We start from the raw sequence: 19,899 nt of genomic DNA on the forward strand, positions 1-19,899 counted from the left end.
GAAAGGCAGTCATGTCCGACTTCAACATCCGCGAGTTCTACGACCGCTACACCGAGGCGCTCAACGCGCACGAGTTCGACCGCATGGACGAGTTCGTCGCCGAGTCCATCCTCTCGCACGGTCAGCCGGCTACCCGGGCGGACGTCATCGCGGCGCTCAAGGGCATAGCCGATGCGGTTCCGGACATCCGGTGGGAGATCAAGGAGGTCGTGATCCACGCCGAGGGGGAGACTCTGTCCTGCCACTCCGTCAACCACGGCACCCCCACCAAGGAGTGGCTCGGCGTTGCTCCCACGGGCGCTCGGATCGAGATCGACGAGGTCGCCATGTACAAGGTCCACGACGGAAAGTTCGTGCAGATGTCCAACGTCCACGACGTCGAGGCCCTGAAGAAGCAGCTCGCCGGCTGATCCAGCCGGGTTCAGCGGCTCACGGCCCGACTGCCGCTGCGGCCCTGTAGGATCGGTGGCAGTCTTCCGGCGCCTGCGGGTGCCGGCGGGTCCGAATGAGACAGCGGACTGCGAACGGCTCCCTTCCTCCACAGATGGGAGCCGTTCGTGCGTCCACGGTCGTCGTCGTGCGAGGGGCGGACGTGTTGCGCAGCCGGATCCGGAGGCGGGTCCTGCGGATCGAGCCCGACGTACGTCGAGGCCACAAACAAGAACATCACGCCCCCTCGATACCTCGAGGGGGCGTGATGGTAAGTGTGTCCGGAGGGGGACTTGAACCCCCACGCCCGATAAAGGGCACTAGCACCTCAAGCTAGCGCGTCTGCCATTCCGCCACCCGGACAGGTGGACCGATCCCGGCGTTTCCGCCGTTCCGGTGCGGGGAAAAACATAGCACGCAGGACGGGGCGGTTCCGAATTGAAAACCGTGTGACCTGGGTCGCGTGGGGTGGACCCGGCCGCCGTCCGTCAGCGGGACGCGTCGGCGTTCGCGGCGGCCCGCTGCTCGGACGTCTTGGCGGGCGACCCGGTCACGTCCGCGACAGCGGTCGTGACGGCCCGCGGGTTCTCGACCATCCGGGCGAACCCTTCGAGGTACCACCTGGCGTACTCGCCCATCACCGGCTCGAGCACGGTGGTGGCCTCGTCGAGCGAGACCCGCGTGAAGGTCGGTTCCCGCCGAGCGCCTCCCCGAGCCGGCGGACGCGCTCGGCGCGCGTCATCGTCTCGGGACTATGGGCAGTTGTCGCCAGAAGCGACATGCCGCTAACGTCCGCCTGGACAATTCGCCCAAAAACAATACTTGGAGCATGGCGATGACGGCTGAAGCGCCGACGGTAGCGCCGACGACAGCGGCGGAGCCGCCGACCACCCCGCAGCCGACCGGTCTGGAGCCGACCGCTCCGCCGCCGGGCACCTTCGGCGCACCGTGGATCCGGTCCACCGGGGACCTGGCCTGGAAGCTGATCGGCATCGGGCTCGCCGTCGCCCTGGTGTTCTACGTGGTGAGCCTGGTCCAGGTCGTGTTCGTCGCGCTGTTCCTCGCCCTGGTCTTCACCACGGTGCTGCTCCCGCTCGGGGACCTCTACGACCGCGTGATGCCCCGCGGGCTGGCCATGGCGGCGTCCCTGCTGACCGCGGTGCTCGCGGTCGGTGGACTCGTGACGTACGTGGTCTCGTCCGTCGTGAGCCGGTGGGAGGAGCTCGCCACCGAGTTCGGCACCGGCCTCACGGACCTCGCGCAGCTCGTCACCGAGATCCCGCTCCTGGCCGGCCTGGGCACGCCCAGGAAGTGGCTGACGGACGGCGGTGCCTGGCTCCAGTCGAACGCCGGCGACTACATGGCCACCGCCGCCGCGAGCGCCGGATCGATAGCTGAGGGCGTGACCGCCGTCGTGCTGGCGATCTTCTGCACCGTGTTCTTCCTGACCCAGGGCAGCCGCATGTGGCGCTGGGCGTTGTCTCTGGTCCCCGCGGACCGGCACGACCGCTGGGAGAGCGCCGCCGACGCGGGCTGGACCGCGTTCTCCGGGTTCACGCGCGGCATGTTCTTCGTCGCGCTGGCCGACGGCGTGCTGGCCGGGATCTTCCTCACCGTCGTCGGCGTGCCGTTGGCCCTGCCCCTGTCCGTGGTGGTGTTCCTGGGAGCGTTCATCCCCATGATCGGCCCCGTCGCGGCCATCGTGATCAGCGCGTTCGTGGCGCTGGCCGCCAAGGGCCCGGTGCTCGCGCTGGTGGTGCTGATCGGCATGGTGGTGGTCGCCCAGATCGACGCCAACGTGCTGCAGCCGCTGATCACCGGCAAGCAGGTCTCGCTGCACCCCGTGGTGATGGCGCTCGTCGTCGCCGCCGGCTCGGTGCTGGGCGGCCTGCTGGGCGCCGTCGTCGCCGTGCCGCTCACCGCCGTGACGTGGGCGGTGTTCAGCAAGCTGCGCAAGACGGCGCAGGGCGCGACGCCCGCCCATGAGGCAGACTGAATCGGTGCCTGACCCCGCACCACACACGAACCCCGCGCTGCGCGGCGAGCCCGCGCCGTACAGCGACGCGGCGGGGCGCGACCCCGCACCACCAGCCTGGCTGCGCACCGCCGCGGGCTGGTCCTGGCGCCTCATCCTGGTGGTAGCGGGGATCGCCCTGATCTTCTGGGCGGTCACGCAGGTGCTGATCGTCTTCGTGGCGGTGTTCCTGGCCCTGGTCTTCACCGCGGTGCTCAACCCCCTCACCGACCTCTACAACCGCGGCATGCCCCGCCCCCTGGCGACGGCGCTCGCCATCCTGTCCGGCGTCCTCGTGGTCGGAGGCCTGGTGACCTACGTCGTCGTGTCGGTCGCGGGCCAGTGGGAACGGCTCGCGGGGGAGTTCAACACCGGCATCGACCAGATCGTCAGCCTCATCGAGAACAGCACGCTGCCGGTCGACGTCGAGCTCGACACGCGCGACCAGTGGATCGACGACGCCGCAGCCTGGATCCAGCAGAACGCCGAGACCCTCGTGGGCACGGCGGCCGAGAGCGCCGGCTCGATCGTCGAGGGCGTGGCCGTCCTGGTGCTCTCGATCTTCTGCACCATCTTCTTCGTCGCGTCGGGCGCCTCGATGTGGCGCTGGTTCATGGCGCAGGTGCCGGCCCGGACGCGGGACCGGTGGCACGCCGCGGCGGGCGTCGGCTGGTACACGTTCTCCGGCTACACCCGCGGCACCGTGCTCGTCGCGATCACCAACGGCATCCTCGCCGGCATCTTCCTGTCCATCCTCGGCGTACCCCTCTCCGCGCCGCTGGCCGTGCTGGTGTTCATCGGTACCTTCATCCCGCTCATCGGCGCACCGCTGGCGATGATCATCGCGGCGGTGGTGGCGCTCGCGGCCGACGGTCTCCTGACGGCCCTCATCGTCACCCTCGGCATCGCGGGCATCGGCCAGCTCGAGGGGCACGTGCTCCAGCCGCTCATCATGGGCAAGCAGGTCTCGCTGCATCCCGTCGTGATCGCCCTGGGCGTCACCTGCGGCACGGTGGTGGGCGGCATCCTCGGCGCGATCATCGCCGTCCCGCTCATCGCGGTGGCCTGGGCGGTGTACAGCACGCTGCGCACGCCCCCCGACGTCGTCCCGGCCGACGACGAAGGCGCCGACGGCGACGGTGCCGGCGACGAAGGGCCACCGCCCGAAGGCGTGACGGACGTCACGCGGACGACCCCGGCGAAGCAGGGGTAAGACAGGTATATCTGCAGGTGGGAGCCTGTTTCTGTGGCACCATCGAGGGATGGAACCGTTCGTCCTGGCCACGGAGCACGTCCGCCTGTCCGTCCCGACTTACGCGGACGTCGACACGATCACCACGGCCTGCCAGGACCCCGGCATCTCGGAGTGGACGGTGGTGCCGGTGCCGTACGAGCGCAGGCACGCCGAGGGATTCGTGCGGTACCACGTCGCCGACGGCTGGGCCAAGGGCTCCGTGTACACGTGGGCGGTGCGCGCGCCGGGTGACGCCGACGGGCCGCTGATCGGCATGGTCGGCCTTACGTGCGAGGGCGGTCCGGAGGAGGAGCGCGCCGGGGAGCTCGGCTTCTGGATGTCGGCGGACGCGCGCGGCAACGGGCTGTGCACCGAGGCGGCCCGCCTGGTCGTCGACTGGGCGCTGGACCCGGAAGGGCTCGGGCTGTCGGTGGTGACGTGGGTGGCGTACGTCGGCAACTGGGCGTCGCGCCGGGTGGCGTGGCGCCTCGGCTTCCGCGTGGAGGCCACGCTGCGCAGGCACGGGCTGCAGCGCGGCGTACGGCGAGACGCCTGGGTCGGCACGATCCTGCCGGACGACCCGCGTGCGCCCAACGAGCCGTGGCCCGCGGACGCGCCGGCTCGGCCGGCGGGTCAGGCGGCGGGTCAGCCGACCCGGGCGTAGGCCCGCCGCAGCGCCCGCGGCGCCCACCAGGCGCGGCGGCCCAGCAGGGCCAGTGCGGTGGGCCAGAGCAGGGCGAGGACCAGCAGATCGACCAGCGCGGCGACGGTGATCGCGAACCCGGTCTCCTGGATCACGAGCCCGCCGCCGGCCATGAACGCGGCGCACACCACCACTACCACCAGGACTGCCGCGAGCACCGACCGCCCGGAGCGGTGCAGGCCGCGGCGGACGGCCTCGGTGTCGGGCGTGCCGCCGGCCCGCAGGTCGGCCACGCGCGACGTCACGAGCAGCGTGTGCGCGCACCCGAGCCCGAATGCCAGGGCGGCGACGGTCGCCAGGACGTTGGCCTCGATGCCGCCCACCGAGGTCACGCCCAGCGGCCGTGCCAGGGCGCCCCACTGGAACCCGGCGACCAGCGTGCCGAGCGACACCGCGAGCGTGAGCGCACCCGAGACGACGGCCGTGCCGGCCACCGTCCCGGACCCCGTGGCGAGGAACGCCAGCAGCGCCGCCACCACGGCCGCGGCCAGGGCGGCGAGCCACCCGCGCTGCGCGAGCGCAGCCGCCAGGTCCACCTGGGCGGCCGCGCGGCCGGTGACCAGCACTTCGTAGGGCGCCGCCAGCCCGCGCACGGCGCGGACCACGTCCTGCGCCTGCCGGTCGCGCGTGTCGACGTCGCCGGTGTGCACGCCCACCACGGACCAGGCACCCTGCGCGGTCCCTGTCCCGGCGTCCTCGAGGGCGGTCGGCCCGTCGGTCCGGGCGACCCCGTCCAGGGCTCCCACCTGCGCGGCCAGCGGCCCGACGGCGCCAGGGGCCGCCCGGGCGAGGACCGTCACCGCCGCGCCCTCGCTGGCCGGGTAGGAGGTGGCGAGGGTTTCGACGAAGCGGCGCTGCTCGGCGCCGTCGGGCAGGAGCTCGATAGCGCTCGTGGCCCGGACCTGCAGCGCAACGGCCGGCGCCGCGAGCCCGAGCAGCACCACGAGGCAGCCGATCGCGACGGCCCACCGCCGCCGTCGGAGGAACCGGAGCGCGACGCGCCGGGGGCGGCGGGCCCGCTCGCGCGCCGCGCGGTAGGCCGGCCCCAGCAGCTCGGCCGCGGCCTGGCGGAGCACCCCGGGCCGCGCGAGGCGGCGCCCGGTCAGGGTGAGCAGCGCGGGGACGAGGGTGACGGCGGCGAGCAGCGCGAGCAGGGCCGCCACGAGCGCGCCGGCCCCGGCCCCGAGGACGACGGCGGGGGAGAACACGAGCAGGGCGGCGGTGGCGGCCGCGAGCGCGAGGGCCGAGAGCGTGACCGCGCGGCCCGCTGTCGCCGTGGTGCGGGCCACCGCCTCGGCGACCACGCCGTCGCGCCGCCGGCGGCGCAGCAGGGGAGCCTCGGCGGCCAGGCCGGACAGGGCGTCCAGCTCCTCGCGGAACCGTGCGGTCACGAACAGCCCGTTGCCCAGGGTGACCCCGGTCGCGAGCATGGCGACCACCGCGGGCAGCGACACGTCGACGTCGGCGGCCCGAGCCGGCAGGTACGTCAGCAGGTGCAGGACGCCGAGCGCCGTGCCCAGCGCCGCCACCGCGGCCGCGAGCGGGACGGCGGCGGCGAGCAGGCCACCCAGGGCGAGCGCGGCCACGACCAGCGCCACCGGCAGCGCGACGAGAGTCCCCGTCCGCAGGTCGTCCCTGGCCTGCTCGCGTACGACGTCGCTGACCAGCTCCGTGCTGGTGACCAGGCCGGACGCCGCGGCGGCGGCGCCGGAGTCTCGGCGCAGGGCGGCGGGGACGGCCTCCAGCCGGTCCACCACCGCGTCGTGGACCGCGGCGGCGCCCGGCTCCAGGAGCACGTAGGTCACGAACCCGTCGCCGCTCGCCGACACCAGGTCGCGCGCGGCGGGGTTCGTCAGGCCGCCGTCGAGCACGTACGGGTTGACGACGGCGGTGACGCCGTCCAGCTCGGCGAGCTCGGCACTCACCGTGCCCATGGTGGCCACGACGGCGTTGTCGGCCGGGTCGACGCCCTGCACCACCAGGGAGACTGAGCCGCCGTCGGGCGCGGCGCCGGCCAGGATCGCGTCGGCCGTGGCGCTGTCGGAGCCAGGCGCGACGGGTGCCGCGACCGTCACCCGGTCCAGGAGACCGGGCCCGCCGAGGCCCGTCGCGGCCGCGCCGAACCCGATGACGGCGAGGACGAGCCAGACGGCGACAGTGGTCAGCGGGCGGCGAGCGACGGTGCGGCCCAGTGCGTCGAACAGCGAAGTGAGCACCGAGCGACCATCTCACCACGCGCACCTCCCCGCGCGCCGAGCGGCGGGTGGGCATCTCGGGTGCGGGCCGGACGTCCCTGCTGGACGTGAGTGTCGGTGAGCATCCGTAGGCTGGGGCGGTGTTCGACGACCTGTTCAGTACGGCGACTACCGACACGGCGGGAACCCCGGCCGCGCGGGCGTCGTCGCCCCTCGCCGTGCGCATGCGCCCGGCCTCGATCGACGAGATAGCCGGACAGGAGCACCTGCTGGAGCCAGGGTCGCCGCTGCGGCGGCTCATCGAACCGGGCGGCGCCGGGCGCGCCGCGCCGTCGTCGGTGATCCTGTGGGGGCCGCCCGGCACCGGCAAGACCACGCTCGCCTACCTCGTCGCCACCGTGTCCGGGCGCCGCTTCGTGGAGCTCAGCGCCGTCACCGCGGGCGTCAAGGACGTGCGCCAGGTGGTCGAGGACGCCCGGCGCCGGCTCGCCACCGGCGGCGACGAGACGGTGCTGTTCGTCGACGAGGTGCACCGCTTCTCCAAGTCGCAGCAGGACGCCCTGCTGCCCAGCGTCGAGAACCGCTGGGTCACCCTCGTGGCCGCGACCACCGAGAACCCCAGCTTCTCCGTCAACTCCCCGCTGCTGTCCCGCTCCCTGCTGCTCACGCTCAAGCCGCTCGAGACCGAGCACGTCCGCGAGCTCGTCCTGCGCGCGGTGACCGACGAGCGCGGCCTCGGCGGTTCCGTCGACCTCGACGACGACGCCGTGGACCACCTCCTGCGGCTGTCGGGGGGAGACGCCCGCAAGGCCCTCACCATCCTGGAGGCCGCCGCGGGCGCGGTGCTGTCGGACGGGGTCCCGGCGAGCTCGACCGGCGACGACGACGCCGTCCCCCGCATCGGCCTCGCCGACGTCGAGCGCGCCATCGACGTCGCCGCCGTCCGCTACGACCGCGACGGCGACCAGCACTACGACGTCATCTCCGCGTTCATCAAGTCCATCCGCGGGTCCGACGTCGACGCCGCACTGCACTACCTCGCCCGCATGGTGGCCGCGGGCGAGGACCCGAGGTTCATCGCCCGGCGCCTGGTCATCTCCGCCGCCGAGGACGTCGGCATGGCCGACCCCTCGGCCCTGCAGACCGCCGTCGCCGCGGCCACGGCGGTACAGCTCATCGGCATGCCCGAGGGCCGCATCATCCTGGCCGAGGCCGTCGTGCACCTGGCCACCGCACCGAAGTCGAACGCCGCCTACCTGGGCATCGACGCGGCGCTCGCGGACGTGCGCGCCGGCCGGGTGGGGACGGTCCCGTCCCACCTGCGGGACGCGCACTACGCGGGCGCGAAGCAGCTGGGCCACGGGGACGGATACCGGTACGCGCACGACTGGCCGCACGGCGTCGCGCCGCAGCAGTACCTGCCGGACGTGCTCGCGGGCTCGCGCTACTACGACCCGAGCGACCGCGGGTACGAGCGGCAGGTGTCGGAGCGGCTGGAGCGCATCCGGGGGATCCTCGGCAGTGACGAGCCCCACGGCGGGCCGAAGCCCTGACTTGCGTTAGGATGGGCAGGTTGCCTATGGCAGCTCCCTGGGACCTCGGCCCCGTGAACGTGACGGTCCGATCATCGATCTGACCTTCCCGCTCCATCGGCTGGTCCCGCACCCGGTGTGGTTCCCCTTCGTGGGAGAGCCGTGTCCGGGTGTGACCTTCACTTACTACAGGACAGGAAATCACAGTGACTTCTGTGACCCGTGCGCGCCGCCAGGTGCGCCTGAGCCGCAAGCTGGGCCTCGCGCTCACGCCGAAGGCCGTCAAGCACTTCGAGAAGCGCCCCTACCCGCCCGGTGAGCACGGCCGTGCCCGCCGCCGCACCGAGTCGGACTACGCGGTGCGTCTGCGCGAGAAGCAGCGTCTGCGCGCCCAGTACATGCTCAAGGAGAAGCAGCTCCTCAAGGTGTACGAGAACGCCCGCAAGCAGGCCGGCCTGACCGGTGAGGTCATGGTCGAGGACCTCGAGACGCGTCTCGACTCCGTGGTGCTGCGCGCCGGTTTCGGCCGCACCATCCTGCAGGCCCGCCAGCACGTGACCCACCGTCACATCCTGGTCGACGGCAAGATCGTGGACCGCCCGTCGTTCCGCGTGAAGCCGGGCCAGACCATCCAGGTCAAGCCGAAGAGCCAGACCACGGTGCCGTTCCAGGTCGCCGCCGCGGGCGCGCACCGCGACGTGCTGCCGACCCTGCCGGGCTACCTGGACGTGCAGCTCGAGAAGCTGACCGCCACGCTGACCCGCCAGCCGAAGCGCGTCGAGGTCCCCGTGACCTGCGACGTGCAGATGGTCGTCGAGTTCTACGCTCGCTGATCCGGGTCGCTGAGCTCGCTCACTGAGCCTGCTCGGCATCCACGACCGGCCCCGTCCACGCTTCGGCGTGAACGGGGCCGTTCTGCATTCCGCGGTCCTCGACCCTCCGGGAGTGTCGGGCGAACTCGTCGGCGTCCGGGATAGGGTGACGAACGGTTCGGCACGGACAGCAGAGCCGACCCATCAGCTGACCATCCAGGTAGGAGCTAACGCATGACCTTCGGCGACCTCGGAGACGTGGCGGGACTGATCGCGGCGATCGCGTTCGTGCTCCTCGTGGGCTTTCTCGCCGTCCCCCTGTGGAAGCTGGGCAAGCTGCTCGACGAGGCGCGCACCAGCGTCCGCGACGTCACCGAGCACTCGGTGCCGATCCTCGACGAGGCCGCGAGCACCGTCGCCTCCGCGAACACGCAGCTCGTCAAGGTCGACACGATCACCACGTCCGCGGCGTCGGTCAGCGAGAACGTGTCCGCGCTGACGGGCCTGTACGCGGCGACGCTGGGTGGCCCGCTCGTCAAGGTCGCTGCCTTCTCCTACGGCGTGCGCCAGGCGTTCGGCAGGGCCAAGGGCCGGGCCGGCAAGCACACGGACGCCGACACCGGCGGGGCCGACGCATGATCCGCCGCCTGTTCTGGGTCGGCGTGGGCGTGGTCGTCACGGTCGTCGTGATCCGCAAGGGCCGCCAGGTCGTCGCGCGCTACACACCCGAGGCCGTAAGCGAGCGCGCCGCGGCCGCGGTGGACGACGCCGGGACGCGGCTGAACCAGATGGCGCGCACGTTCCGGTCGGAGTTCTCCACGGCCCGCGCCGAGCGCGAGGCCGAGCTCATGGCCTCCCTCCGGGGCGAGCTGCCCGGCCACGAGCGGTAGCGAGACCGCTCCGTCGGCCAGGCCGATCATCAGGCGGGTCCGCGGGCGGATGATTCAGTTTCCGTCCGCCGCGCTTCGAGCGGCAGAATAAGAGACGCGCGAACTGCTGCACGTGATTCGCGCACCCCAGTGCCGTACCCGTTTGCTGTACCCGTTCTTCCATAGCCGTACTTCCGTACCTGTTCTCCGACCTACCTTTCCGCACGACCGAGAAGAAGGATCACTGACCTCATGCGCACCGCCGAGATCCGCAAGCGTTGGCTCGACTACTTCGAAGCGCAGGGTCACGCGGTGGTGCCGTCCGCGTCGCTGATCTCCCCGGACCCGTCGACGCTGTTCACCATCGCGGGCATGGTGCCGTTCATCCCGTACATGACGGCCCAGCAGACCCCGCCGTGGCAGCGCGCCACGAGCGTGCAGAAGTGCGTGCGCACGCTCGACATCGACGACGTCGGCAAGACGACGCGGCACGGCACGTTCTTCCAGATGAACGGCAACTTCTCGTTCGGCGACTACTTCAAGGCCGACGCCATCCGGTTCGCCTGGGACTTCCTGACGGGCTCGCTGGAGGACGGCAAGCTGGGCATCGACCCCGACAAGCTGTGGGTCACCGTCTACTACGAGGACGACGAGGCCCGCCAGCTCTGGAAGGACATCGTCGGCCTGCCCGACGAGCGCATCCAGGGGCTCGGCAAGAAGGACAACTACTGGTCCACGGGCCAGCCCGGCCCGGCCGGCCCGTGCTCGGAGATCTTCTACGACCGCGGCGCCGCCTACGGCCCCGACGGCGGCCCGCTGATCGACGAGGGCGGCGACCGCTTCGTCGAGATCTGGAACCTCGTGTTCATGCAGTACGCCATCGACGACGTGAGGTCCAAGGAAGAGTTCCGGATCGTCGGCGAGCTGGCGAAGAAGAACATCGACACCGGCATGGGTCTGGAGCGTGTTGCCTTCCTGCTGCAGGGCAAGGACAACATGTACGAGATCGACGAGGTGTTCCCCGTCATCGAGGCCGCCCAGAAGCTGAGCGGCAAGACGTACGGCGAGAACCACGAGGACGACGTGCGCATGCGCGTCGTCGCCGACCACGTCCGCTCGGCCCTGATGATCATCGGCGACGGCGTGCGCCCCTCGAACGAGGGCCGCGGCTACGTGCTGCGCCGGCTGCTGCGCCGCTCCGTGCGGGCGATGCGCCTGCTCGGCGTCGACGGGCTGGCCCTGCCGTCGCTGCTGCCGGTCTCGAAGGACGCCATGGCGCCCTCCTACCCGGAGCTCGCCACCAACTTCGAGCAGATCTCGGCAGTCGCCTACGCCGAGGAGGAGGCCTTCCGGCGCACGCTCGCCTCGGGCACCACGATCCTCGACAGCGCCGTGGCCGGCCTCAAGAAGCAGGGCGGCGAGCACCTGGTGCTGCCGGGCGAGGCCGCCTTCCAGCTGCACGACACGTACGGCTTCCCGATCGACCTCACCCTCGAGATGGCCGCCGAGCAGGGCGTCCAGGTCGACGAGCAGGCCTTCCGCTCACTCATGCAGGAGCAGCGCACCCGCGCCCGCGCCGACGCCCTGGCCAAGCGCACCGGCGGGGCCGACGTCGCCGCCTACGAGGCCCTGGAGAAGGAGCTCACGGCTCCGGTCGAGTTCCTCGGCTACACGCAGACCGACGCCGTCGTGCGCGTGACCGGCCTGCTGACCGGCGGGATCCCGGCCCCGGCCGTCACCGCCCCGGCCGAGATCGAGGTCGTCCTGGACCGCACGCCGTTCTACGCCGAGGCCGGCGGCCAGCTCGCCGACCACGGCACGATCGTGCTCGACGGCGGCGCCACCATCGAGGTGGACGACGTGCAGCGCCCCATCAAGGGCCTGAGCGTGCACCGCGGTCGCCTCATCGAGGGCACCGTGGCGCTGGGGGACCCCGGCACCGCGCAGATCGACACGGCCCGCCGCAAGGCCATCAGCCGGGCCCACTCGGCCACGCACATGATCCACAAGGCGCTGCACGAGCTCGTGGGCCCGGACCGCACGCAGGCCGGCTCGGAGAACGCCCCGAGCCGCATCCGGTTCGACTTCCGCTCGCCGTCGGCCGTCTCCGCCTCCGCCCTGACGGAGATCGAGGAGCGGGTCAACGTGCGCCTCGCGGACAACCTCGAGGTGACCGACCAGCTCATGCCGATCTCGCGGGCCCGCGAGATGGGTGCCATGGCGCTGTTCGGCGAGAAGTACGGCGACGTCGTGCGCGTGGTCTCGATCGGCGACGACTGGTCGCGCGAGCTGTGCGCCGGAACGCACGTGAAGCAGACCGGCCAGCTCGGCCGGGTCACCCTGCTGGGCGAGTCGTCGATCGGCTCGGGCGTGCGCCGCGTGGACGCCCTGGTGGGCGACGGCGCGTACGGCTTCCAGGCCAAGGAGCACGCGCTGGTCGGGCAGCTGACCGGGCTCCTCAACACGCGTGCCGAGGAGCTTCCCGACCGCGTGGGCTCGCTGGTGTCCCGCCTCAAGGAGGCCGAGAAGGAGCTTGCCTCCCTGCGCCAGGGCCAGCTCCTGGCCGCCGCGGGCAAGCTCGCCGCAGAGGCCCCGCGCGTCGGCGACGTCCGCGTGATCACGCACGACGCCGGTGAGGCCCAGGCCGATGACCTGCGCGCCCTCGTGCTCGACGTACGCGGCCGCCTCGGCGAGGCCGAGCCCGTCGTGGCCGCCGCCGGCGGCGTGTCGGGTGGCCGCCCCGTCGTGGTGGTCGTGACCAACGCCGCCGCGCGCGCCGCGGGCTACAAGGCCGGCGACCTGGTACGCACGGCCGCTCAGACGCTCGGCGGCGGTGGCGGCGGCAAGCCGGACATGGCCCAGGGCGGCGGCACGGACCCGGCGAAGCTGGGCGAGGCGCTGGCGGGTATCGCCGAGGGCGTGCGCCTGGCCGCCGTCGGCGCCTGACGCCGGTGGTCGAACCCGTGCCGTCGCCGGCCGAGACCGAGGCCGGGCTCCCGCGTGGAGCCCGGCTCGGGGTCGACGTCGGCATGGCCCGGATCGGGCTGGCCGCGAGCGACCCCGACGGCCTGGTCGCCACCCCGGTGGAGACCGTGCCGCGGGTGCTCGCGGGTCCGGGAAAGCAGCCCGGCAAGCAGGGTGCAAAGCCCGGCAAGCAGGCCGCCAGGAGCGCCCAGGGCACCACGGCCGACGTCGCCCGGATCGTCGCCGAGGCGGCCGAGCGCTTCGCCGTCGTCGTCTACGTGGGGCTGCCCCGGCACCTGTCCGGGAAGGAGGGCGCGGCCACCGCCGACGCCCGCCGGTTCGCGGCCCGGCTGGTCGTCGCGCTCGCCGCCGCGGGGGAGGGCGCGGAGGTCCGGCTCGTGGACGAGCGGATGACCACCGTGTCGGCCCATCAGGCGCTCCATGCGGCGGGCCGGAAAACCAAAAAGCACAGGTCCGTGATCGATCAGGCCGCAGCCGTTATCATTCTGCAATCTGCACTCGATGCGGAGCGGGCGAAGGGGGAGCGCGCCGGCGAGCTCGTCGAGGTGCAGACCGTGCACGACACGCACGAATGACCCAGTCGCCCCCCAGCGAAGGACAGTGAGTCTCCGGTGACGGACCTCTTCACGGCGCCCCCGCGCCCCCAGGCAGATCCCGCGTTCCCCGGGCCGAGATCGGGCCGGAGAGCAGAGCGCCGGCGCAGGCGTCGGCGCGGACGCTCCTTTGTCGTGCTCCTCGTCGCGCTCGTCCTGGTCGGCGGCGCGGGCTACGCGGTGTGGACCAACCTCGACTCCCTGATCAGCCTGACGACCCCGCTCGAGTCCAAGGACTTCCCGGGCCCGGGCGGCGACCAGGTCGACGTCGAGATCCCCGAGGGCGCCACGGGCACGGCCATGGGCCAGGAGCTCTACGAGGCCGGCGTGGTCGCGAGCGTGTCGGCGTTCACCGCGGCGTTCGAGGCGAACCCGGGCTCGGCGTCGATCCGGCCGGGCACGTACACCATGCTCGAGGAGATGCCCGCGCGGGACGCCGTCGCGCTGCTGGTCAAGAACGAGACGGCGGACCTGCAGCTCACCCTTCCCGAGGGGTACACGGTCGACCAGACGATCGAGCGTGCGGCGCAGGTCACTGGACTGCCCGTGGAGGACTTCGAGGCGGCCCTGAAGAGCCCGGGCAAGATCGGTGTCCCGAAGCAGGCCGAAGGCAAGGTCGAGGGCTGGCTGTACCCCGACACGTACATGGTGAAACCGGACGACACGGCCGTCGGGCTGCTGACGCAGATGGTGGACGGCACCAAGAGCGTGCTCAGGGAGAAGAACGTCCCCGTCGCCGACTGGCAGTCGGTGCTGACGAAGGCGTCGCTGGTGGAGCGTGAGGGCCGGACCGCCGAGGACCGGGCGAAGATCGCGCGGGCCATCGAGAACCGGCTCGAGGACGGCATGCCCCTGCAGATCGACGCGGCGGTCGCCTACGGAGCGGGCAAGCCCGGCACCGAGCTGACGGACGCCGACCTGGACAACGAGAAGAACCCGTACAACACGTACGAGCACCTGGGGCTGCCGCCGGGACCGATCGCGAACCCGGGAACGACGTCGATCGATGCCGTCCTGAACCCCACCCCGGGTGACTGGAAGTACTGGATCACGGTCAACCTCGACACGGGCGAGACCAAGTTCTCCGAGACGTACGAGGAGCACCTCGCGTACCAGCAGGAGCTGCGCGAGTGGCAGGCCGCCAACGGGTGAATTCGCGCGTCGTAAGGCCTCGTGACGGTTCTGCATGGTGAATCCCGGGAGTTGGCCGGGAATGCGCCCATCGGGGTAGCGTTCGCGGCGTCCGGGCTGTGATGCGATCGTGACATGCGATTGCGGCGTCGTGCGCCCGGGTTGGTGATCAGCGTGGATCGACAAGTGATTCAGCCAGCGCAGAGGATGGAGCAAGCGTGACCGAGGCCCTTCCGGGAGTGGACTATCAGGGGCCACCGAGGCACGCCAGTGGTGCCCGGAGCCGTCGGGGGGATCGGGACGTGTACTACAGCCGGGGGCAGCGCGGCTTCCGGCGCCCGCTGATCATCGCGGTCGTGGCGGTGCTGGTGGTCGTCGGCGGCCTCGGCGCGTGGACGGTGAAGAACGACGGCTACCTCTTCGGCATCCGGACGCCGCTGGCCGCCGCGGACTACGAGGGCGCGGGCGGGGAGCCGATAGACGTCGAGATCCCCGAGAACGCGAACGGGTACACGATGGGCGTGGAGCTCGAGGAGAAGGACGTCGTCGCCAGCGCCGAGGCGTTCGTCGTGGCGTTCAACGCGAACCCGGACGCCGGCGCGATCCAGCCCGGCACGCACGAGATGAAGCTGCAGATGAGCGCGGCGGCAGCCGTCGAGCTGCTCGCGGCGAACGCGGTCCAGCGCGGCGGCTTCACGGTGCCGGAGGGCCTGACCGCCGCACAGATCCAGCAGCGGATGATCGAGCAGGGCTGGCCCAAGGCGGACGTCGACGCGGCGTTCAAGAACATCGCGCAGAAGCTCCCGCCGGAGGCGGGCGGCAAGCCAGAGGGCTGGCTGTTCCCCAGCACCTACGAGGTGAAGCCGGACGAGACTCCCGCCGCCGACGTCGTGGCGCAGATGATCGTCCAGACCGTCAGCGTGCTGGACTCCCTCGATGTGCCCTCCGACCAGCGCGAGGAGATCCTCGCCATGGCGTCCCTGATCGAGCGCGAGGCCAAGAACCCCGCGGACCAGCCCAAGATGTCCCGCGTGATCCACAGCCGGATCGAGCAGAACTGGTACCTAGGTATCGACGCCGCGATCCTCTACGGCGTGGGGCGCACGAGCGGGGCGCTCTACCAGTCCGAGCTGGACGACGCGTCCAACCCCTACAACCTGCGCCGCCACAAGGGCCTGCCGCCCACGGCCATCTCGAACCCGGGCCGCAGCGCGATCGACGCCGCGATGAACCCGGCCGACGGCCCGTGGATGTACTGGTGCGCGGTGAACCTGGAGACGGGCGAGACCAAGTTCGCCACCACCGAGGCGGAGTTCAACGCGCTCGTGGCGGAGCTCCGGGCCTGGGAAGATGCGAACGGCTACTGACCATGAGCTCCACCGACGAGGCCACCACGGCCACGACCCGCACCCCCACCCGCCGCGCCGCGGTCCTGGGCCACCCCGTCGCGCACTCGCTGTCCCCGGTGCTGCATGCGGCGGCCTACCGGGCCCTGGGCCTGGACGGCTGGGAGTACGGCGTGCACGACGTCACCGAGGACACCCTGGCGGGCTTCCTGCACGACGTCGGCCCGGGCTGGGCCGGCCTGAGCCTGACCATGCCCCTCAAGCAGGCGGTCATCCCGTTGCTGGACCACGTGGAGCCCCTCGCCGAGGCCGTCGGCGCCGTGAACACCGTGTTGTTCTCCTCGGTGGGTTCGCCGGGCCGCCCCTCGGGCGGCTCCTCGGGCGGCGGGGTCACCACGATCGGCACGAACACTGACGTGCACGGCATAGTCGCGGCGCTGCGCGAGGGCCTGGGCACGCGCCGCGTCTCGGACGCCGTCGTCCTGGGCGGGGGAGCCACCGCGGCATCGGCCCTTGCCGCGCTCGCGGAGCTCGGCTGCGCCTCGCCGCGGGTCTTCGTGCGCTCCCTGGAGCGCATCGGCCCGCTGCGCGCTGCCGTGGCCCGGATGGGCGTGAGCCCGTCGTTCGAGGTGTTCGACGACAAGGCGACGACGTCGGCCCTGGCGGGCGCGGACGCCGTCGTCTCCACGACGCCGAAGCATGCCGCGGACACGTGGGCGGCTCTGCTGACCGAGCGGCTGACCGACGCCGGCGACAGGCCCGGCGGCGTGCTGCTCGACGTCGTCTACGACCCGCGCCCCACCGCCCTGCAGTCCGCGTGGGCCGCCCTGGGGGCCGACGCCGTGGGCGGCGAGCGCATGCTGCTGCACCAGGCCGCCGAGCAGGTGCGCCTGATGACGGGGCGTCCGGCGCCGCTGGCGGCGATGGACGAGGCGCTCCAGGCGGCGCTCGGCTGAGTATGCGCCGACGGCCTGTGGACAGCGGGCGCCGGGTGCGTCACGCGCGTGAAACAATCCGAGCATGCTTCGTTGGTTGACATCGGGTGAGTCGCACGGTCCTGCGTTGGTGGGCGTGATGGAGGGTCTGCCCGCCGGCGTGGAGCTCACGACGGCGGACATCCAGGGTGCGCTCGCGCGCCGCCGCCTCGGCTACGGGCGCGGGGCGCGCATGAAGTTCGAGCAGGACGAGGTGCGGGTGCTCGGCGGCCTGCGGCACGGGATCACGCAGGGCGGGCCGCTCGCGATCGAGATCGCGAACACGGAGTGGCCCAAGTGGACCGACGTCATGTCGGCCGACCCGGTGCCCCCCGAGGCCCTCATGGTCGACGCCGGCACCGGCGACGAACGCGAGGTCGCGCGCAACCGGCCGCTGACCCGTCCGCGCCCCGGGCACGCCGACCTGATCGGCATGCGCAAGTACGGCTTCGAGGACGCGCGGCCCGTGCTGGAGCGCGCCTCGGCCCGCGAGACCGCGGCCCGGGTCGCGCTGGGCGTGGCCGCCGCGAAGTTCCTCGAGCAGGCCCTCGGCGTCCGCCTGGTGTCGCACGTGGTCGCGATCGGCGGGGCAGCGGTGCCCGACGACGCGGCGCTGCCGACCCCCGACGACGTCGCCGCGCTCGACGCCGACCCGGTGCGCTGCCTCGACGCCGCGTCCGCGAAGCTGATGATCGAGGAGATCGACCTGGCCAAGAAGGACGGCGACACCCTCGGCGGCGTCGTCGAGGTGCTCGCCTACGGCGTGCCGTCGGGCCTGGGCACCTACGTGCAGGGCGACCGCAGGCTCGACGCGCGCCTGGCAGCCGCCCTCATGGGCATCCAGGCGATCAAGGGCGTCGAGGTCGGCGACGGCTTCCGCACCGCCCGCCGCCGCGGCACCGCCGCCCACGACGAGATCGTGCGGGAGGCGGGAGCCAACGGTGCGGCCGGGCCCGGCCGGATCCGCCGCACCACCAACCGCGCCGGCGGCATCGAGGGCGGCATGTCGAACGGGGAGATCGTGCGCGTACGCGCCGCGATGAAGCCGATCTCGACGGTGCCCAGAGCGCTGCCGACCGTCGACACCGCCACCGGCGAGCCCGTCACCGCCCACCACCAGCGCTCCGACGTGTGCGCGGTGCCGCCCGCCGCCGTCGTCGCCGAGGCGATGGTGGCGCTCACCCTGGCCGAGGCCGCCGTCGAGAAGTTCGGCGGCGACTCCGTCGCCGAGGTGCGCCGCAACCTGGAGTCCTACGTGGCCGCGATCCCGGAGCTGCTGCAGTGAGCGGCCCGGCCGGCCCGGCCACCGGTCCCGTCGCCGTCATGATCGGGCCCCCCGGCTCCGGCAAGTCCAAGGTGGGCCGGATCCTCGCAGTCGGCGTGGGCGTAACGATCCGGGACACCGACGCGGACATCGAGGCGGCCGCCGGCAAGCCCGTCGGCGACATCTTCGTGGACGACGGCGAGCCCCGGTTCCGTGAGCTGGAGACGGCCGCGGTGCTTGCCGCCCTCGCGGAGCACGACGGCGTGGTGTCGCTCGGCGGCGGCGCCGTCATGAGCCCCACGGTCCAGGAGGCGCTCGCGAAGTACGCGGCGGACGGCGGCCACGTCGTCTTCCTGGACGTGCCGCTGGCGATCGCCGCCCAGCGGGTCGGCATGAACCAGGCCCGGCCCCTGCTGCTCGGCAACCCCCGCGCGCAGTGGCAGAAGCTGATGACCGAGCGGCGCCCCACGTACGAGCGGCTCGCGACCCTGAAGATCGTGTCGAGCGAGCGGCCCGGCGAGCAGGTGGCGGCGGAGATCATCGAGGCCCTCGGCCTCCAGCTGCGGGTCCCGGAGCTGGTGGACCCGAAGCGGGCAGAGAGCACAGAAGAGGAGAGCACGAAGTGAGCACCAACAGCGCTCCCACCCGGGTCACGGTCCGGGGAGACGTCCCCTACGACGTCGTCATCGGCCGCCACCTGCTGGGTGAGCTGCCGTCGCTGGTGGGCGCGGCCCGCAAGGTCATGGTGATCCACCCGGCCGCGCTGTCGGCGACGGCGGACACGATCGCGGAGGACCTGAGGTCGTCGGGCTACGAGGCGTTCGTCGCCGAGGTGCCGGACGCCGAGTCGGCCAAGACGCCGCAGGTCGCCGCGTTCCTGTGGGGTCTGCTGGGGCAGCTGGACTTCACGCGGTCGGACGCGATAGTCGGCGTCGGCGGGGGAGCCACCACGGACCTCGCGGGCTTCGTGGCCGCGACCTGGCTGCGCGGGATCCGCGTGGTGCACGTGCCGACCACGCTGCTCGCGATGGTCGACGCCGCCGTGGGCGGCAAGACGGGCATCAACACGTCCGAGGGCAAGAACCTCGTGGGCGCGTTCCACCCGCCGGCGGGTGTGCTGGCAGACCTGGCGGCGCTGGGCTCGCTCGACAAGTGGGACCTGGTGGCGGGCCTGGCGGAGGTCGTCAAGACAGGCTTCATCGCGGACCCGGTGATCCTCGACCTCGTCGAGGCGCACATCGACGAGCTGCGGAACTGGGCGGGCGCGGACGCGACGGACGAGACCTGGGCCGTCGTGGCCGAGCTCGTCGAGCGGTCGGTCCGGGTCAAGGCCCAGGTGGTCGGCGAGGACCTCAAGGAGGCCGGCCTGCGCGAGATCCTGAACTACGGGCACACGCTGGGCCACGCGATCGAGCTGGTCGAGCGCTACCAGTGGCGCCACGGCGCCGCGGTGAGCGTGGGCATGATCTTCGCCGCCGAGCTCGCCCGGATGGCCGGCAAGCTGCCCGACGACGTCGCCGACCGGCACCGCTCGCTGCTGGACTCGCTGGGGCTCCCGGTGCACTACCGGGGTGACCGCTGGGACCAGCTGCTGGCCGCGATGCGCCGCGACAAGAAGGCGCGCGGCGACCTGCTCCGGTTCGTGGTGCTGGACGACGTCGCCAAGCCGGTCCGCCTGGAAGGCCCCGACCCGACCCTGCTGGCCGCCGCCTACGCGGAGGTCTCGAAGGAGCCCCCGACAAAGGGCCCGGGCACCCCGGTCACGCTGACGCTGGGCTGAGCCGCCGGGGCCCGCTCTTGCGCGCACAGGTTTACGTG

The 19,899-nt window shown here is 72.4% G+C and carries 18 protein-coding genes and 1 tRNA gene; 16 read left to right on the forward strand and 3 right to left on the reverse strand.

What is annotated here, in order from left to right; translation table 11 throughout:
- Positions 1 to 11: 11 nt before the first annotated feature.
- Positions 12 to 410, forward strand: coding sequence for an ester cyclase (locus C8K30_RS16970; protein ID WP_108494094.1), 399 nt, complete (start codon positions 12 to 14; stop codon positions 408 to 410).
- Positions 411 to 707: 297 nt separating this feature from the next.
- Here C8K30_RS16970 and C8K30_RS16975 read toward each other — a convergent pair.
- Positions 708 to 792 (reverse strand) — tRNA-Leu (locus C8K30_RS16975).
- A 125-nt stretch (positions 793 to 917) separates the two neighbouring features.
- A complete protein-coding gene (locus C8K30_RS30730) occupies positions 918 to 1,082 on the reverse strand; it encodes a hypothetical protein (RefSeq protein WP_158281037.1) in 165 nt (54 codons plus the stop codon).
- Between the two features lie 176 nt (positions 1,083 to 1,258).
- On the opposite strand from C8K30_RS30730, the gene C8K30_RS16980 reads away from it, so the two are divergent.
- From C8K30_RS16980 to C8K30_RS16990, 3 genes are read left to right on the forward strand one after another with little or no spacing between them, the layout of a single operon-like run.
- Complete coding sequence (locus C8K30_RS16980; protein ID WP_233257230.1) at positions 1,259 to 2,425, forward strand: AI-2E family transporter; 1,167 nt, start codon at positions 1,259 to 1,261, stop codon at positions 2,423 to 2,425.
- A 4-nt stretch (positions 2,426 to 2,429) separates the two neighbouring features.
- Positions 2,430 to 3,656: an AI-2E family transporter gene (locus tag C8K30_RS16985; RefSeq protein ID WP_233257231.1), complete on the forward strand. Its 1,227-nt coding sequence runs from the start codon at positions 2,430 to 2,432 to the stop codon at positions 3,654 to 3,656.
- A gap of 49 nt (positions 3,657 to 3,705) precedes the next feature.
- Positions 3,706 to 4,341, forward strand: coding sequence for a GNAT family N-acetyltransferase (locus C8K30_RS16990; RefSeq protein ID WP_108494096.1), 636 nt, complete (start codon positions 3,706 to 3,708; stop codon positions 4,339 to 4,341).
- Here C8K30_RS16990 and C8K30_RS16995 read toward each other — a convergent pair.
- Positions 4,323 to 6,596, reverse strand: coding sequence for an MMPL family transporter (locus C8K30_RS16995; RefSeq protein ID WP_108494097.1), 2,274 nt, complete (start codon positions 6,594 to 6,596; stop codon positions 4,323 to 4,325). The genes C8K30_RS16990 and C8K30_RS16995 overlap by 19 nt on opposite strands.
- A gap of 119 nt (positions 6,597 to 6,715) precedes the next feature.
- Between C8K30_RS16995 and C8K30_RS17000 the strand changes: the two genes are divergently transcribed.
- The 12 genes from C8K30_RS17000 (at position 6,716) to aroB (ending at position 19,861) form a co-directional block, all read left to right on the forward strand.
- Positions 6,716 to 8,128, forward strand: coding sequence for a replication-associated recombination protein A (locus C8K30_RS17000; RefSeq protein ID WP_108494098.1), 1,413 nt, complete (start codon positions 6,716 to 6,718; stop codon positions 8,126 to 8,128).
- Positions 8,129 to 8,313: 185 nt separating this feature from the next.
- Positions 8,314 to 8,940, forward strand: a complete 627-nt coding sequence (gene rpsD / locus C8K30_RS17005) for a 30S ribosomal protein S4 (protein WP_108494099.1) — start codon at positions 8,314 to 8,316, stop codon at positions 8,938 to 8,940.
- A 213-nt stretch (positions 8,941 to 9,153) separates the two neighbouring features.
- On the forward strand, positions 9,154 to 9,558 hold the full coding sequence (locus C8K30_RS17010) for a DUF948 domain-containing protein (RefSeq protein WP_108494100.1): 405 nt from the start codon (positions 9,154 to 9,156) through the stop codon (positions 9,556 to 9,558).
- Complete coding sequence (locus tag C8K30_RS17015; protein ID WP_108494101.1) at positions 9,555 to 9,809, forward strand: hypothetical protein; 255 nt, start codon at positions 9,555 to 9,557, stop codon at positions 9,807 to 9,809. Before C8K30_RS17010 ends, C8K30_RS17015 begins: the two co-directional genes overlap by 4 nt.
- Positions 9,810 to 10,040: 231 nt before the next feature.
- Complete coding sequence (alaS, locus tag C8K30_RS17020) at positions 10,041 to 12,734, forward strand: alanine--tRNA ligase (protein WP_108494102.1); 2,694 nt, start codon at positions 10,041 to 10,043, stop codon at positions 12,732 to 12,734.
- 83 nt (positions 12,735 to 12,817) lie between these two features.
- A complete protein-coding gene (gene ruvX, locus C8K30_RS17025) occupies positions 12,818 to 13,348 on the forward strand; it encodes a Holliday junction resolvase RuvX (RefSeq protein ID WP_108494329.1) in 531 nt (176 codons plus the stop codon).
- Between the two features lie 153 nt (positions 13,349 to 13,501).
- Positions 13,502 to 14,518: an endolytic transglycosylase MltG gene (gene mltG, locus C8K30_RS17030; RefSeq protein ID WP_233257232.1), complete on the forward strand. Its 1,017-nt coding sequence runs from the start codon at positions 13,502 to 13,504 to the stop codon at positions 14,516 to 14,518.
- 281 nt (positions 14,519 to 14,799) lie between these two features.
- Positions 14,800 to 15,864, forward strand: coding sequence for an endolytic transglycosylase MltG (gene mltG / locus C8K30_RS17035; protein WP_108494104.1), 1,065 nt, complete (start codon positions 14,800 to 14,802; stop codon positions 15,862 to 15,864).
- A 2-nt stretch (positions 15,865 to 15,866) separates the two neighbouring features.
- The gene (locus C8K30_RS17040) at positions 15,867 to 16,799 is read left to right on the forward strand and encodes a shikimate dehydrogenase (RefSeq protein WP_108494105.1); all 933 of its coding nucleotides are present in this window, start codon (positions 15,867 to 15,869) and stop codon (positions 16,797 to 16,799) included.
- A gap of 64 nt (positions 16,800 to 16,863) precedes the next feature.
- A complete protein-coding gene (gene aroC, locus C8K30_RS17045) occupies positions 16,864 to 18,102 on the forward strand; it encodes a chorismate synthase (protein ID WP_108494106.1) in 1,239 nt (412 codons plus the stop codon).
- Between the two features lie 38 nt (positions 18,103 to 18,140).
- Entirely contained in the window at positions 18,141 to 18,707 is a 567-nt protein-coding gene (locus C8K30_RS17050; protein ID WP_108494330.1) for a shikimate kinase, read from the forward strand.
- Positions 18,704 to 19,861 (forward strand): 3-dehydroquinate synthase, encoded by a 1,158-nt coding sequence (aroB, locus tag C8K30_RS17055; protein WP_108494107.1) that lies wholly within the window; start codon positions 18,704 to 18,706, stop codon positions 19,859 to 19,861. Before C8K30_RS17050 ends, aroB begins: the two co-directional genes overlap by 4 nt.
- Positions 19,862 to 19,899 lie beyond the last annotated feature (38 nt).

This window comes from Promicromonospora sp. AC04, assembly GCF_003058225.1.
Taxonomy (GTDB): Bacteria; Actinomycetota; Actinomycetes; order Actinomycetales; family Cellulomonadaceae; genus Promicromonospora.

What these genes read in the sequence shown, in the direction of transcription:
- C8K30_RS16980 (WP_233257230.1), top strand. Translation starts at nt 1,259, where the DNA reads ATGGCGATGACGGCTGAAGCGCCGACGGTAGCGCCGACGACAGCGGCG.
- C8K30_RS17010 (WP_108494100.1), top strand. Translation starts at nt 9,154, where the DNA reads ATGACCTTCGGCGACCTCGGAGACGTGGCGGGACTGATCGCGGCGATC.
- C8K30_RS17040 (WP_108494105.1), top strand. Translation starts at nt 15,867, where the DNA reads ATGAGCTCCACCGACGAGGCCACCACGGCCACGACCCGCACCCCCACC.
- C8K30_RS16970 (WP_108494094.1), top strand. Translation starts at nt 12, where the DNA reads ATGTCCGACTTCAACATCCGCGAGTTCTACGACCGCTACACCGAGGCG.
- C8K30_RS17015 (WP_108494101.1), top strand. Translation starts at nt 9,555, where the DNA reads ATGATCCGCCGCCTGTTCTGGGTCGGCGTGGGCGTGGTCGTCACGGTC.
- ruvX (WP_108494329.1), top strand. Translation starts at nt 12,818, where the DNA reads ATGGCCCGGATCGGGCTGGCCGCGAGCGACCCCGACGGCCTGGTCGCC.
- C8K30_RS17050 (WP_108494330.1), top strand. Translation starts at nt 18,141, where the DNA reads ATGATCGGGCCCCCCGGCTCCGGCAAGTCCAAGGTGGGCCGGATCCTC.
- C8K30_RS16990 (WP_108494096.1), top strand. Translation starts at nt 3,706, where the DNA reads ATGGAACCGTTCGTCCTGGCCACGGAGCACGTCCGCCTGTCCGTCCCG.
- alaS (WP_108494102.1), top strand. Translation starts at nt 10,041, where the DNA reads ATGCGCACCGCCGAGATCCGCAAGCGTTGGCTCGACTACTTCGAAGCG.
- aroC (WP_108494106.1), top strand. Translation starts at nt 16,864, where the DNA reads ATGCTTCGTTGGTTGACATCGGGTGAGTCGCACGGTCCTGCGTTGGTG.